Source organism: Natrialbaceae archaeon AArc-T1-2 (genome assembly GCF_030273315.1).
Taxonomy (GTDB): domain Archaea; phylum Halobacteriota; class Halobacteria; order Halobacteriales; family Natrialbaceae; genus Tc-Br11-E2g1.
The window spans coordinates 1735431-1749195 of record NZ_CP127174.1; the positions used below are offsets into that span (position 1 = coordinate 1735431).

15 protein-coding genes are annotated in these 13765 nt (G+C 69.0%); 12 read left to right on the forward strand and 3 right to left on the reverse strand.

Annotated features, from left to right (window positions below; all coding sequences use genetic code 11):
* Window positions 1-241: 241 nt before the first annotated feature.
* The 9 genes from QQ977_RS08975 (at window position 242) to QQ977_RS09015 (ending at window position 7090) form a co-directional block, all read left to right on the forward strand.
* Window positions 242-868 carry an HAD family hydrolase gene (locus QQ977_RS08975; RefSeq protein WP_285925367.1) on the forward strand — a complete coding sequence of 209 codons (627 nt, stop codon included), beginning with the start codon at window positions 242-244 and terminating at the stop codon, window positions 866-868.
* Between the two features lie 52 nt (window positions 869-920).
* A complete protein-coding gene (cbiB, locus tag QQ977_RS08980) occupies window positions 921-1895 on the forward strand; it encodes an adenosylcobinamide-phosphate synthase CbiB (protein WP_285925368.1) in 975 nt (324 codons plus the stop codon).
* Entirely contained in the window at window positions 1892-2647 is a 756-nt protein-coding gene (gene cobS / locus QQ977_RS08985; protein ID WP_285925369.1) for an adenosylcobinamide-GDP ribazoletransferase, read from the forward strand. The genes cbiB and cobS overlap by 4 nt, the downstream gene beginning before the upstream one ends.
* Window positions 2647-3228, forward strand: a complete 582-nt coding sequence (locus QQ977_RS08990) for an NTP transferase domain-containing protein (RefSeq protein WP_285928690.1) — start codon at window positions 2647-2649, stop codon at window positions 3226-3228. The genes cobS and QQ977_RS08990 overlap by 1 nt, the downstream gene beginning before the upstream one ends.
* Window positions 3219-4241: a nicotinate mononucleotide-dependent phosphoribosyltransferase CobT gene (gene cobT, locus QQ977_RS08995; protein WP_285925371.1), complete on the forward strand. Its 1023-nt coding sequence runs from the start codon at window positions 3219-3221 to the stop codon at window positions 4239-4241. Before QQ977_RS08990 ends, cobT begins: the two co-directional genes overlap by 10 nt.
* Complete coding sequence (gene cobD, locus QQ977_RS09000) at window positions 4231-5247, forward strand: threonine-phosphate decarboxylase CobD (RefSeq protein ID WP_285928691.1); 1017 nt, start codon at window positions 4231-4233, stop codon at window positions 5245-5247. Before cobT ends, cobD begins: the two co-directional genes overlap by 11 nt.
* Window positions 5234-6007, forward strand: a complete 774-nt coding sequence (locus QQ977_RS09005) for an adenosylcobinamide amidohydrolase (RefSeq protein WP_285925372.1) — start codon at window positions 5234-5236, stop codon at window positions 6005-6007. Before cobD ends, QQ977_RS09005 begins: the two co-directional genes overlap by 14 nt.
* 88 nt (window positions 6008-6095) lie before the next feature.
* On the forward strand, window positions 6096-6545 hold the full coding sequence (locus QQ977_RS09010; protein ID WP_285925373.1) for an acyl-CoA thioesterase: 450 nt from the start codon (window positions 6096-6098) through the stop codon (window positions 6543-6545).
* A gap of 80 nt (window positions 6546-6625) precedes the next feature.
* The gene (locus tag QQ977_RS09015) at window positions 6626-7090 is read left to right on the forward strand and encodes a universal stress protein (protein WP_285925374.1); all 465 of its coding nucleotides are present in this window, start codon (window positions 6626-6628) and stop codon (window positions 7088-7090) included.
* Between the two features lie 3 nt (window positions 7091-7093).
* On the opposite strand, the gene QQ977_RS09020 is transcribed toward QQ977_RS09015, so the two are convergent.
* Window positions 7094-7507: a hypothetical protein gene (locus QQ977_RS09020; protein ID WP_285925375.1), complete on the reverse strand. Its 414-nt coding sequence runs from the start codon at window positions 7505-7507 to the stop codon at window positions 7094-7096.
* A 146-nt stretch (window positions 7508-7653) separates the two neighbouring features.
* On the opposite strand from QQ977_RS09020, the gene QQ977_RS09025 reads away from it, so the two are divergent.
* On the forward strand, window positions 7654-8631 hold the full coding sequence (locus QQ977_RS09025; RefSeq protein ID WP_285925377.1) for an ROK family protein: 978 nt from the start codon (window positions 7654-7656) through the stop codon (window positions 8629-8631).
* 50 nt (window positions 8632-8681) lie between these two features.
* Complete coding sequence (locus QQ977_RS09030; RefSeq protein ID WP_285925378.1) at window positions 8682-9968, forward strand: LVIVD repeat-containing protein; 1287 nt, start codon at window positions 8682-8684, stop codon at window positions 9966-9968.
* Between the two features lie 93 nt (window positions 9969-10061).
* Here the strand turns inward: QQ977_RS09030 and QQ977_RS09035 are convergent, their stop codons facing one another.
* Window positions 10062-10877 carry an ABC transporter permease gene (locus tag QQ977_RS09035; protein ID WP_285925379.1) on the reverse strand — a complete coding sequence of 272 codons (816 nt, stop codon included), beginning with the start codon at window positions 10875-10877 and terminating at the stop codon, window positions 10062-10064.
* Between the two features lie 232 nt (window positions 10878-11109).
* Between QQ977_RS09035 and QQ977_RS09040 the strand changes: the two genes are divergently transcribed.
* The gene (locus QQ977_RS09040; RefSeq protein ID WP_285925380.1) at window positions 11110-13095 is read left to right on the forward strand and encodes a primary-amine oxidase; all 1986 of its coding nucleotides are present in this window, start codon (window positions 11110-11112) and stop codon (window positions 13093-13095) included.
* A 1-nt stretch (window position 13096) separates the two neighbouring features.
* On the opposite strand, the gene QQ977_RS09045 is transcribed toward QQ977_RS09040, so the two are convergent.
* Window positions 13097-13645, reverse strand: coding sequence for a DUF6789 family protein (locus tag QQ977_RS09045; protein WP_285925381.1), 549 nt, complete (start codon window positions 13643-13645; stop codon window positions 13097-13099).
* Between the last annotated feature and the right edge of the window lie 120 nt (window positions 13646-13765).

Sequence of the window (13765 nt, forward strand, 5' to 3'; positions counted from 1 at the left end):
CGACCGTCGACGCGGCGGCGAACGAGCCAGTCGCCGTCGGGTGGGCTCTCGTGCTCGCAGGACTGACAGAACAACGTCGTCTTGGGTCGCGACGATGGATCTGGGACGGTCACGTTCGTTCGACGGGCCGGGTCGGGATATCCGTGACGTTGCACTCGAAAGTATCCGAGGGAGTCTCACGCGTTCGCGGTCGGTTCGGGATTTCGGCAGTGTAAAGTCAGTTTGTGCTAGTCCCACGAACGTGGGAGTATCGTTCGACCTCTTCGGAACGCTCGTGAGCGCAGATCGGTCGGCCGATCCGGCCAGCGCCGTCGCTGCCGAGCTTCTAGCGCGTGACGTCTCGGTTCCCGACGACTGGGACGACGCCTACGCGAGACCACACCTCGAGGTCGCCGCGGGACGCGAACTCCCGTTGCCCGACCACGTCGTGGCAGCCCTCGAGAGCCGCGGCGTCGAGGCCGACCCGACGACGGTCCGACAGGCGGTGCAAGCGGCGTTCGACCGTGCGGTCACGACCCGGCCCGGCGCGTGCGAGGCGGTCGCGGCCGCCAGCGAGTGCGGCCCCGTCGCGATCTGTTCGAACTGTAGCGTCCCCGGCCTCGTCGAGCGGACGCTCGAGCGCTCGCGGCTCGATTCCGGGGCCTTCGACGCGGTCGTAACGAGCGTCGACTGCGGCTGGCGAAAGCCCGCACCGGAGATCTTCGAGACGACGGCGGCGAGACTCGGCGTCGAGTCCCGAGATCTCGTTCACGTGGGTGACGACCCCCGCGCCGACGGCGGTGTCGAGGCCCTCGGTGGGACGTACGTCTCGCTCGAGGACGTCACGCTCGCGTCCGTCCCAGTCGAACTGGAGGCGATCGACGGATGACGACGGCCCAGGCTCGGACGCGGCGTCGACGGGTACTGATGGAGGTGTCGCGGTGTCAGTGACGATACTCGCGATCGTCGCGTTCGCGTTCGTGCTCGATCTCGCAGTTGGCGAACCGCCAACCGCGGTCCATCCCGTCGCCTGGTTCGGCCGACTCGTCGGGACGATCGATCGCGAGTGGGTCGACGGTGAGCGTGGCCAGCGACTCGCCGGCGTCGCGATCGCCGTCCTCGCGCCGGTACTCGCCGCGACGATCGCAGGGGTTGTCGTCGTCGCCGCTGGCACTGTCCACTCGATCGCGGGTGTGCTCGTGGCAACGCTTGTCCTCTACGCGACGACGAGTTTACGGATGTTGCTCGAGCTCGCCCGGACGGTGATCGAGGAGAGCGAGGCCGACCTCGAGACGGCTCGAGAACGGATCCGCGGGCTCGTTGGACGCGACGCGAGCGAGCTCTCGCCGGCCCAGCTTCGCAGCGCCGCCGTCGAGAGCGCGGGCGAGAACCTGGCCGACGGGCTGGTCGCGCCGCTTCTGGCGTTCGCGATCCTCGCGCCGGTCTCGCTGCCGGCGGCTGCGGCCGCCGCAGCGTGGGTCAAGGCCGTCAACACGCTCGATTCGATGCTTGGCTACCCCTCGAAACCGGTCGGGACCGCGAGCGCCCGGCTCGACGACCTGGTGATGTGGCTGCCGGCCCGCGTCGCCGCCGTTGCCGTCGCGCTCGCGGCCACCGATCCGCGCTCGCTCGTGCGGGCCCGGCGGGACGCCCGCGTCCCCGATTCGCCCAACAGCGGCTGGCCGATGGCGACGCTTTCGGTCGCGCTCGAGGTTCGACTCGAGAAGCCGGGCGCGTACGTCCTGAACGAAGACGGCGAGTTGCCGACGCTCGCGGACGGCCAGCGTGCGGTCCGGCTCGTCGGGGTGGCCGGCGGGCTCGCGGTCGGTCTGTGCGGTGCGCTCGCAGTCGGCGTGGCGACGGTCGTCGCCGCCGAGAGCGCCGTCGTTCTCGCGACCGCGGGGGTGAGCCCGTGAGCCGCCTCGCCGCGCTCCGGGGCGCACTCGCGTTCCTCACGCGGCTGCCGGCCGGGAGTCGCGAGGGCGATTGGGCGGCGTTCCGGACGACGCCGGCGGCGTTTCCGGTCGTCGGCTACGTCGTCGGCGCGCTCGCAGCGGTCCCGCTGCTCGCGGCAGGATCGGTACCGGCCCCGACGGTCGCGCTCGGATACCTGCTCGCGGTGTATCTCGTCACCGGGATCCACCACCTCGACGGGGTCGCGGACGTCGGCGACGCCGTCGTCGTCCACGGCGACGCCGACCGGCGACGCGAGGTCCTGAAGGACACGACGACCGGCGTCGGGGCCCTGCTCGCGGTGACGGCGACGGTCGCGGGCGTGGCGCTGGCGGGGCTCGGACTGGCCGGCCTGCCAATCGCCGTCGCCGTCGGCGTCGCCGTCGCCGCGGAAGTCGGCGCGAAAGTCGGCATGGCCGCGATGGCCTGTCTCGCGAGCGCGGGCTACGAGGGGATGGGCTCGAGCGTTACCGGTGCTGTCGGTCCCGTCGCGTTCGTCCCGGCTGCCGCGGTCGCCGTCCCGGCGGCCGCACTCACCTGGCCGTCGCCCGTCGGGGCCGTCGCTCTCGCCGGCGCGCTCGGCGGCGCGGCGATTCCGTGGCTGTGGGCGCGACGGCGACTCGGCGGCGTCACCGGCGACGTCTTCGGCGCAGCGAACGAACTCGGCCGACTCGTCGGCGCACACGCGGGGGTGATCGCGTGGACGCTCTCCTGATGTGTGGCGGACTGGGAACCCGCCTCGAGAGCGACCGCGAGAAACCCCTCCATCCAATCTGCGGGACGCCGATGGTCGAGCGAGTGCTCGCCGCCCTCGAGGGCAGCCGGATCGAGCGGATCTACGCGGCGGTCTCCCCGCACGCGCCCGCGACCCGAGCCCACCTCGAGCGCGAGGTCGACGGGTCGGCCTCGATCCTCGAGACGCCCGGCGAGGGCTACGTCGCGGACCTGACCGCGGCCCTCGAGTCCGACGCCCTCGAGCCCCCCGTCCTCACCGTCGCGGCCGACCTCCCGCTGCTCGCATCCGCGGCCGTCGACCGGCTCCTCGCCCGTCACGAGACGGGATCGACGACGGTCTGTGTCCCGGTCGCGCTGAAACGACGCCTCGGGGTGAGCGTCGACACGACCCTCTCGCCCCACCTCGCACCGACCGGCGTCAACGTCGTCGGTGCACCGAACACGCAAGATATGACACACGTGAGCTACGACTCGAGACTGGCGATCAACGTGAACAGGATCGAAGACACACGGGTTGCAGAGAGACACCTGACGCGACAGGAGGGAGACGAATGCGCGTAATCCTCGCTGCCGGCACGACCGAGACGGCACTGATCGACGGCATCTCCGCGGCCGGGGCCGCCCCCGAGCTGATGGCACACACGCCCTCGGCCGACGCCGAGATCGTCGCCTACGGCGAGCCCACCGCCGCGCCGGTCACGCCGGTGAGTCCGACGGGCTGTCCGACGCCCGCGGCGATCACCCGCGCGGTGCGGGAGGTGGTCGACTTCGAGTGGACGGTGCTAGACGCCGGGCTGGCCGAGCCGACGGCCGCGCCGACGGTCGACCTCGGCGCGGAGCCGGGCAGCGACGTCCGCGAGGCCGAGGCCGTCCCCGACGCCGGGGCGATCTTCGATCGCGCCCACGACTTCGGCGCGAGCCTCCCCGACGAGGAGGTCCTGATCGGCGAGACGATCCCCGGCGGTACGACCACCGCACTCGGCGCGTTCACCGCCCTCGGGGAGCCGTTCGGCGTCTCCTCCTCGCTCCCGGCGAACCCCCTCGAGCAGAAACGCGCCGTCGTCGACGAGGCGCTCGCGGCCAGCGACCTCGCGCCCGGCGACTGTGCCGGCGAGCCACTGGCGGCGATCCGGGCGGTCGGCGACCCGGTCCAGGCGGCCGTCGCGGGCGTCGCCGCCGGCGCGCTCGAGACCGGGACGTCGGTTCGACTCGGCGGCGGCACCCAGCTCGTGGCCGTCGCGGCGCTGCTTCGTCACGCCGACGTCTCCGCCTCCCTCGAGCTGGCGACGACCTCGTTCGTCGCCGACGATCCGGGCGCGGACCTCGAGACCGCCGCGGAGCGACTCGACCTCGACCTCGTCGCGACCGATCCCGGCTTCGACGGGGCAGACCACGTCGCGATGGAGCGCTACTGTGCCGGCGAGGCGAAAGAGGGCGTCGCGATGGGTGGGGCGCTCTCGCTCGCCTCCGACGGCGAACTGGCCGCGGTCCGGGACCGCCTCGAGGCAGTCTGTGACCGGCTGGGGATCGACGCCGACGACGGGCTCGCGGGCGGCCCCGACGATGGAGCCTGACGCGATCCGGTCGGCCGAGCGCGTGCCCCACGGCGGGGAGACCGACCCGTCGGTGCTGGATTTCAGTGCCAACATCAACCCGCGCGTGCCGGCGGGTGTCGACGCGGTCTACGCGGACGCACTCGAGGCGTCCCGGCGCTATCCCGACGACGACTACCCCGACTACCGCCGGGCCGCCGCCGACTACGTCGGCTGTGAGCCCGAGGCGGTGATCCCCACCCCCGGCGGCCTCGCCGCGATCCGGCTCGCGCTCGAGACGATCCTCGAACCCGGCGACGACGTTCTGGTCCCCTACCCCAGTTTCGGCGAGTACGCCCGCGAGGTTCGCCTGCAGGGGGCCAGCCCGCGGTTCGTCCGCCACGACGACCTCCTCGACGCCGATCCCGCGCCCTACGCCGTGGCGATCGTCTGTACGCCGAACAACCCGACGGGCGAGGCGGCCGACCCGGGTCGGCTCGCGGCGTTCGCCGATCGCTGTCTCGAGGCGGGGACGACGCTTTTGGTCGACGAGGCGTTTCTCGGCTTCACCGACCACGCCTCGATGGCGGGCCGGGAGGGCGTCGTCGTCGCTCGCTCGCTGACGAAGCTGTTCGGGCTGCCCGGGCTCCGGGCCGGCTTCGCCGTCGCGACCGGCGACCGCCGCGACGACCTCGCCGTGTCCCGGCCGGCCTGGAACCTCGGGACGCCGGCCGCACGGGTCGGCGCCCACTGTCTGCGCCAGGACGGGTTCGTTTACGAGACGCGCAAGCGCGTCGCCCGGGAGCGCAAACGGATGCGCGATGCGCTCGAGGCGGCCGGTTTCGACGTCCATCCGTCGGACGCCCCCTACCTGCTGTGTGCCGTCGACGGCGACGTCGACGCCTTGCTCGCCGACGCCCGCGAGCAGGGAATCGCGTTGCGGGACGCCCGGACGTTCCGCGGACTCGACGCCCACGTCCGCGTCGCCGTGAACGACCGCGCGGCGAACGACCGACTGCTCGAGGTGCTGTGCGATGGCCGGCCCTGACGCGTACGCGGCGACCCGTACCGACGGCGTCCTCCGGGTTCGCCGGCCGGGGACGGAGTGGCTCTCGACGGGCTGGAACGGCGGCCGGCAGGAGAGTGACTGTGTCTACAACGTCTCCGTCCCGGAGGGGTGGGACCGCGTCGACATCGCGGCGTACGTCCCCGAACGCCTCGAGCGGGCCGGCTTCGAGGGCGACGGGCCGGCCCTGTTGACCGGCGTCGACCTCGAGCACGCCCGCGGGGCCCGCTGTGGGCCCGTCACGGTCTACGCGACCGCCGGCGTCTCGAACCCGGCCGGGCTCCCGATGGAGCCGGCAGGCGGGACGTTGCCAGGGGGCGGGCTCGAGGGTGGGGACGGCGACGAGGCCGACGACCACGGGACAGCGCCCGTCGGCACCGTGAACCTGCTCGTCGGGACGACACGGGCGCTCGAGGCCGGCGCGCTCGCGAACCTGGTCGCCGTCGCCGCGGAGGCGAAGGCGACGACGCTGTTCGCCACGACCGGCTTCCCGGGAACGACGACGGACGCGATCGTCGTCGGTCACGATCCGACGGGGCCGGCCGCATCCTTCTCCGGCAGCGCCACGCCCGTCGGGGCGGCGACGCGGGCCTGCGTGCGAGAGGCGTTACAGGCCGCGGTCGCCTCGCGGTACGACGGATCGGCGACGATGCCCGACACCGTTTCCGACGCCGAGTACGGCGTCTCGACCGACGTGCGGGCCGAGGTGTTCCGCCCCCGGCTCGAGGGAAATGGCCGATAATCACGTTCGAAACCTGGTGACTGTTTCTACGACCGATGGCAACCGACCGTCACGGAACTTAATGACGTCGCGAGCCACGTGTGAATCGATGCCTACTGTTCTCGAGACCCACATCCAGAACCGCTTTCGCGTCCAGCCGAACCACGCGAACAACCTCGAGACGCTCCACGGCGGCAATCTCATGAAGTGGCTCGACGAGGTCGCGGCGATGTCGGCGATGCGATTCGCGGGCGAGACCTGCGTCACCGCCCGGGTCAACCAGCTCGATTTCAAGCGGCCGATCCCGATCGGCGAGACGGCGCTGGTCGAGTCCTACGTCTACGACGCCGGCCGGAAAAGCGTCGACGTCGCCTTGCGGGCCTGGCGCGAGAACCCCCGTAGCGGCGAGCGCGAGGAGACGACCGCCTCCTCGTTTACCTTCGTCGCCGTCGACGAGGACGGCTCGCCAATTCCTGTCCCCGACCTCGACGTCGAGACCGACGAGGGGCGGGAACTGCGTGAACGTGCCCGCCGACTCGATGCGAACGCCGAGCGGTGACCTCGGGCTGTGAGCCTCCTCCAGCAGCGTTCCGTCGCGAGACGGGAATTATTAACCGCCTGGCGGGCACTACCCCGCGTATGGCAATCGATACTATCGCCGTCGCCGTCGGACCGATGGACACCGTCCGTGCAGACGCGCTCGCCGAGACCGTCCTCGAGGTCGCGGAGCCGCTCGAGGCGACGGTCGTGCTCGCTCACGCCTTTACCGACGACGAGTACGAGGAGTTCCGGGAGGCCCTCGGGTTCGACGAGCGCGTCGAGGACGTCGACCCCGATGCGGTCGCCGCCGAGCGCGCGCCGATCCCCGACCTCGTCGACCGCCTCGAGGAGGCAGACGTCGACTACGAGATCTGCGGCGTCCGCGGCGATCACGGCACGGGCGTCGTCGAGGTCGCGACCGACGTCGACGCGGACCGGATCGTGGTCGGCGGACGACGTCGGACGGCTGCGGGCAAGGCCGTCTTCGGCTCGACCTCCCAGGAGGTCATGGAGTCTGCGCCGTGTCCGGTCACTTACGCCCGCGACACCGACGTCCTCGAGTAGCGATCAGGGTCGATTCGACTGGTCTTTCCACGCCCGTTCCTGTCGCCGTTCGGCGACGTGTCGCCGTCCGTCGGCGAGCTCTCGACGAACCCGACGCTCGAGAGACACGGCTTCGGCGAGCAACGTCCCCTGGAAGTCCTCGAGGACGTCGTACGACCACCGATCGCCGTCGACGACCCCGTGTGGTAAGAGTTCGTCTCGAATCGCGTTCGCGAGTTCGTCGTGACCGCCCTCGCGCAACAACGACTCGGCACAGTAGAGGTGATCCATCCCGTGGCCCGTCGCGTGGTGGAACTCGATCAGGCTGCCCTGTGCGCGCTGGAGCCACTCGAGGCCGAGCTCGACCTCGTGAAGCGCCTCGAGTTCCGCCTCCGTGAGCTGTTCGCCCGGATCGGCAGTGGAGTCGTCGGTAGCCATGTCCGTGTATATGTGACAAAGTGACATACGACTGTCGACGGTATTCGTTATCCGACCCTGTCGCCGCCATCCGGATTCGAATCTGATACTCGTCCTCGAGTAAGGATGTGTGCAGTTAAGTGTGCTCGAGCCGTCAGTGCGGGCGGATGCGCTACTACGCGGGCGTCGACCTCGGTGCGACGAACGTCCGAGCCGTCGTCGCCGATCCCGACGGGACGACGATCGGCTGGAGCGACAACGCCACGCCGCGCGGGCCGACGGGGATCGACGTGACCGAAGGCGTCCTCGAGACGCTGCGTGAGGCGTGTGTCGACGGGGGGATCGACCCGGACCAGATACGGGCCGTCGGCGTCGGTTCGATCGGCCCGTTCGACCTCGCGGAGGGTGCGGTGATCGATCCCGCGAACCTCCCGGATACGATCGACCGGATCCCGCTGACGGGACCGATCGAGAAACTCGTCGGCGGCGAGGAGGTGTACCTGCACAACGACACCAACGCCGGCGTCATCGGCGAACGATTTCACGCCGATCGTAACCCCGACGATATGGTGTACGTCACCATCTCCTCGGGGATCGGCGCGGGCGTCTGCTGTGACGGCACCGTCCTCGGCGGCTGGGACGGCAACGCCGGCGAGGTCGGCCACTACGTCGTCGACCCGCGGGGACGGATGACCTGTGGCTGTGGCCGCGACGGCCACTGGGAGGCTTACTGTGCGGGCTCGAACATCCCCGACTACGCCCGCCTGCTCGCCGAGGACGATCCCACGATCTCGACGTCGTTGCCGCTCGAAGACCCCGGCCTCACGGCGAAAGACGTCTTCGAGCTCGCCGGCGAGGACGAACTCGCCGATTACACGATCGACCAGCTGGCTCACTGGAACGCCATCGGCGTGACGAACGTCGTCCACGCGTTCGCGCCGCTTTCGATCTCCTTCGGCGGCGCGGTCGCGTTGAACAACGAGGAACTCGTCGTCGATCCCATCCGCGACCGTCTCGACGAGATGGTGATGACGAACGTTCCCGCGATCTCGGTGACCGACCTGGGCGACGACGTCGTCGTCGAGGGCGCGCTCGCGAGCGCGCTGACCGAGGGGACCGGCGACAGGAAACTGCTGGGTCCATGACCCGACCGCCCAGCCGGGTGTTTTACTGCCGTCGTCACGAAGGACGCGGCATGCACCGACGGGCGTTTCTCCGGCTCGGGACCGGCGCCGGCCTCGCGCTGTCGCTTGGCGGCTGTCTCACGCCGTCGGCGCTCGAACCAGAGGGCAGCGACGAACCCTACGAGCCGCTGGGGCGAGTCCCGGTCGAGGGTGCAGCCGAAGCCGTCGTCGGTGACGACAACGAGATCGTCTACCTCGCCGCGACCGACGGCTTTGCGACGGTCGACGCGAGCGATCCCACCGACCCGACGGTTCTCGCCGAGCGCCGGGACCTCGAGGTCGACGGCCGGTCGCTCACCGAAATCTTAGACGTCAAGGTTTCCGACGACCGGCTGGTCGTCCCCGGCCCGGCGAACCCCGGCGACGACGAGGCGTTCCACGGCTTCGTCTGCTACGACGTGAGCGATCCCGCCAACCCCGTCCCCGCGAGCGAGCCCTACGAGACCGGCTATCACATCCACAACTGCTTTCTCGACGGTGACACCCTCTATCTCGTCCGCAACGGTGCTGAGGGCAATCCGCTCGTCGTCTTCGACGTGGCCGACGACGAGCCGGAGGAACTCGCCCGCTGGTCGATCCTCGAGCGCGAGCCCGCCTGGGAGGACGTCGAGTGGCGACTCCAGTACCTCCACGACGTCACCGTCCACGACGACGTCGCCGTCCTCGCGTACTGGAACGCCGGCACCCACCTGCTCGACGTGAGCGATCCCGCCGATCCCCGACACCTCGGCGGCGTCGTCGACCCGGACGTCGAGATCGAAGACCAGCGCGACCTCGTCGGCGGGGCGGTCGACGACGCCTACTTCGGACTGCCGGGCAACGATCACTACTCGGCACTCGACGATCGGGGTGAACTGCTCGCAGTCGGTCGCGAGAGCTGGGAGAGGGGCTCCGACGACCCCGACGGCCCTGGCGGGATCGACCTCTACGACGCGAGCGATCTCACGGCACCCTCGCTCCGGGCGGCGATCGAGGCTCCGCCGGCGGACGACGCGACGTACCACGGGGGGACGTGGACGACGGCGCACAACTTCGAACTCCGCGAAGGGCGGCTCTACTCGTCGTGGTACCAGGGCGGCGTCAAGATTCACGACGTGACCGACCCCGCCGATCCCGTCGAACTCGCGTGGTGGCGAGACCCCGACGAGGCGGGCTTTTGGACCGCTCGCGTCCTCGACGAGGACGTCTTCGTCGCCTCGAGTACGCCGATGATCCCGAACGCCTCGACAGAGGGAGCGCTGTATACGTTCCCGATCCGGGAGGGCGAACAGGCCGATCCGCCGTCGCTTGTTGATTGATAACAGTGGTTGGTAATACGGTTTCTTTACGGCGCGACACCCCCATCCGCCACCTGGAGAGCGAAGATCGCGAGGCCGGGACGACGGGCGACGTCACAGGAGACCCGTAACGAACGCCAGTCCCATGCCGACGAGGACGACGGCCGTGACCGTCGGGAGATAGGGCGTGTACCGTTCGACCGTCTCGCGGTGGCGCTCGTAGCCGGCGATCAGAAGCAGCGTCGGCGCGAGGATCGCGCCGATCACCGCGAGCGAGTAGAGCAGCATCAACTCGAGACAGTACGCCGTCCCGACACAGATCGCCAGGATCTGGATCGGCTCCTCGTGGGCGAAGCCGAGCAACAGGGCCGTCGTCCCGAGGGCGACGAGTCCCCGCTCGGCGTGTTCCTCCTCGAGGTGTGCGTGTCCGCCGCCGGGGAGATGCGACCGGAGTCGTTCGAGGCGGCCGACCTCGGTGTCTGTCCCGCCGTCGGCCCGTTCGGGGTCGCCGTGATGGTGGCTGTGGTCGTGATGCTCGTGGCTGTGGTCGCCGTGGTCGTGGTGGTCGTGACCGTCGCCGTGGTCGTTGCGATCACCGTGATCGTGCCCGTCGTCGTGGTCGTGCAGGTGCCCGTGTCCGCCGTGGCGGTACTCGTGAATCCCGAGCAGAATCAGGAGAGTCCCAGCGACGTACTGGAGCCACGGCCCCTCCGCGAACGCGGCGAATCGGCTGAACCAGACGTACGCGAACACGAGGGCGACGCTGCTGATCAGGTGACCGATCCCGAGAACCAGCGCCGCGACCGTCCCGTAGAACCACCGACTCGAGCGATTGAGGGCGTACGTCGCCGCGATCGGCCAGCCGTGATCCGGCAAGACGCCGTGGACGATTCCGATCAGGACGACGCCGGCGACGAGCCCCGGTTCCATGAGAGACAGTGATGGACGCGACGGTTTACCGGTTGTTATGAACGAACCCGGCGATCCGTAATACGCATACCAAATCCGTCAAATTGGGTGTGGACGTCCTCTCAGAAACGGCACCGATAGTGCCACCGTTCCGTACGCTCAGTAGACGAAGACTGTTTCCAACGGACGACGGTCCTCTTTATATCAATTTAAATACCTTTAATAGCCTGCCCGAAGTGTTATTTGGTGTCATATGGCACAAGTGGAAGCTCCAGCGGTAGATCATCCACTCGATCCGCTGACCGAACAGGAGATCGAAGCGACGACGACGATTCTCGAGGAGTCGGGGAGACTCGAGGGAGAGGTCGGCTGTTACAGCTATCAGCCGGTCGAGCCGTCGAAAGACGACCTCGCCGAGTGGGACGACGGCGACCCGATCGACCGGGAGGTGTTCGCCGTCCTCCGTGATCTGGACGATCGGGAGACCTACGAGGCGATCGTCTCGCTCTCCGAGAAGGAGGTCTCCTCCTGGGAGCACGTTCCCGGCGCGCAACCGCACATCATCGGCCAGGACGTCCTCGACGCCGAGCAGGCGGTCAAAGAGAGCGAGGAGTTCCGCGAGGCTGCCCGAAAACGCGGCGTCGAGAACGTCGATCTGGTGATCGTCGATCCGTGGCCGATCAACAGCAGCGAGTTCGTTCCGGACGGACTCGAGGATCGTCGCCTCGCCCGAGGGCTGTCCTGGGTCGCAACGAGCGAGGACGACAACGCCTACGCCCGGCCGATCGAGGGCGTCCACGCGTTCGTCGACTTAGACGAGATGGAGGTCCTCGAGGTCGTCGACAACGGCGTCGTCGACGAGGACAGCCCCCTGCCGCCCGAGGACGCGAACTACAAGCCACACCAGATCGACACCCGGACCGATCGCGAACACCTCGACGTCGTCCAGCCCGACGGGGTGAGCTGGGAGGTCGACGGCCGGGAAGTCGAGTGGCAGGGCTGGAAATTCCGCGTCGGCTGGACCGATCGGGAGGGACTCGTCTTCCACGACGTTCGCTACGACGACGACGGCGACAGCCGGAAGGTGCTCCACCGGGCGTCCGTCTCGGCGATGGCCGTTCCCTACGGCGACGTCGACCCCAACCACAACTGGAAGAACGCCTTCGACATCAGCGAGTTCAACGTCGGCCGGATGGTGAACTCACTGACCGAGGGCTGTGACTGTCTCGGCGTGATGCACTACTTCGACGCGGTCACGAACGACCGCGACGGCGACGTCCTTCACGTGCCCAACGCGATCTGCATGCACGAGGAGGACGACGGCCTCATGTGGAAACACACCGAGTGGCGCAAGGACGACCAGACCGAAGTTCGTCGTCGCCGTCGGCTCGTCGTCTCCCAGATCGCCACCGTCTACAACTACGATTACGCCTTCTACTGGTACTTCTACCAGGACGGACGTATCGAGGCCGAAGTGCGACTCACCGGTATCGACTCCAACGGCGTCGTCCCCCAGGGAACGACGGCGGAGGACACCGGCGGCTTCTACGAAGTCGTTTCCCCCCAGGTAAAGGCGTCGATCCACCAGCACCAGTTCAACTTCCGGCTCGACTTCGAGGTCGACGGTGGGGACAACTGCGCCTACGAGGTCCACAACCAGCCCGTCGACGAGGTCGCCTGGAACCACGAGAACTCCGAGAACCCGGGCGGCCAGGGCTGGTACGCCAAGGAGACGCTACTCGAGACCGAACAGGAGGCCCGCCAGGACATCGACCCGCTCCGGGCGCGCTACTGGAAGATCGCCAACCCGAACGAGACGAACGCCTACGGCTATCCGACGGCCTACACGCTTCACCCGGGAACGAACGTCGAGTCGCCGATGCAGCCGGGCGCGCCCAGCCAGCGACGGGCGGGATTCCTCGAGAACGGCTTCTGGGTCACGCCCTACGACGAGGACGAGCTGTACGCCGACGGCGAGTACCCGAACCAGAACGACCACCCACACGGCCTCCGGGAGTGGACCGCGGCGGATCGGGACATCGTCGAGGAGGACCTCGTGGTGTGGTACACCCTCGGCGTGAACCACCGCACCCGACCCGAGGACTGGCCGGTGTTGCCCGTCGAGATCGCCCACTTCGAACTCGAGCCGGAGGGCTTTTTCGACGAGAACCCCGCGATCGACGTGCCGCCGGAGCCGTCCGCGTGCGAGATGGACGAGGCGAGTGCCGACGACGACTGAGTCAGTTCCCGCCCTCGTACTCGTACTCTTCTTCGGGATCCTCGACGCCCTCCGTTCGCGAGCCGACCCAGGCTCCGAGCGAGAGCCCGTAGACGAGGTGGGCGGCGTGAAACAGCGCGAGTTCGTCCGCTTCGAGACGAACGTCGAGCAGTTCAGAGAGCATGAACTGGGAGCCAAACGCCGACAGCCCCATGCCGTAGACCGCCCCCCAGATGATCCCGCGCTGTTCGGCCTCGATCGAACGTTCGGCCTCGAGCAGGGCGAACAGGCCGCCGAAGACCGCACCTGCGCTCGTCCCATACAGCAGGTGCAAGACGAGCCCCGCGATCGGGTAGTCGTCGGGATCGCCGCCGCGTACGTATCTGGCCCAGAAGTTCGCCGACGGCGGCAGCGAGCGCATGATCGGGAGCCGAAACGCGGTCATGATGAGCGTCGCTACCAGCCCCGCCTGGAGACCGCGAACACTCGCGGCGACGACGTGGGTAAGTCGGGACCGCCCTTCGGGACCGGTACCCGACCCAGTCGATTGCCCTCGAAGTCGACCCAGCATTGCCGTTGTCGACGGGTGCCGGCGACGTAAACGCCGTGCCGGACAGTGCCGGTTTCTCGACAGTTCGTCGACCTCGATCGGAACGACAACGTCCTTTTGCCCGTCGGCCTCGAACGCCGA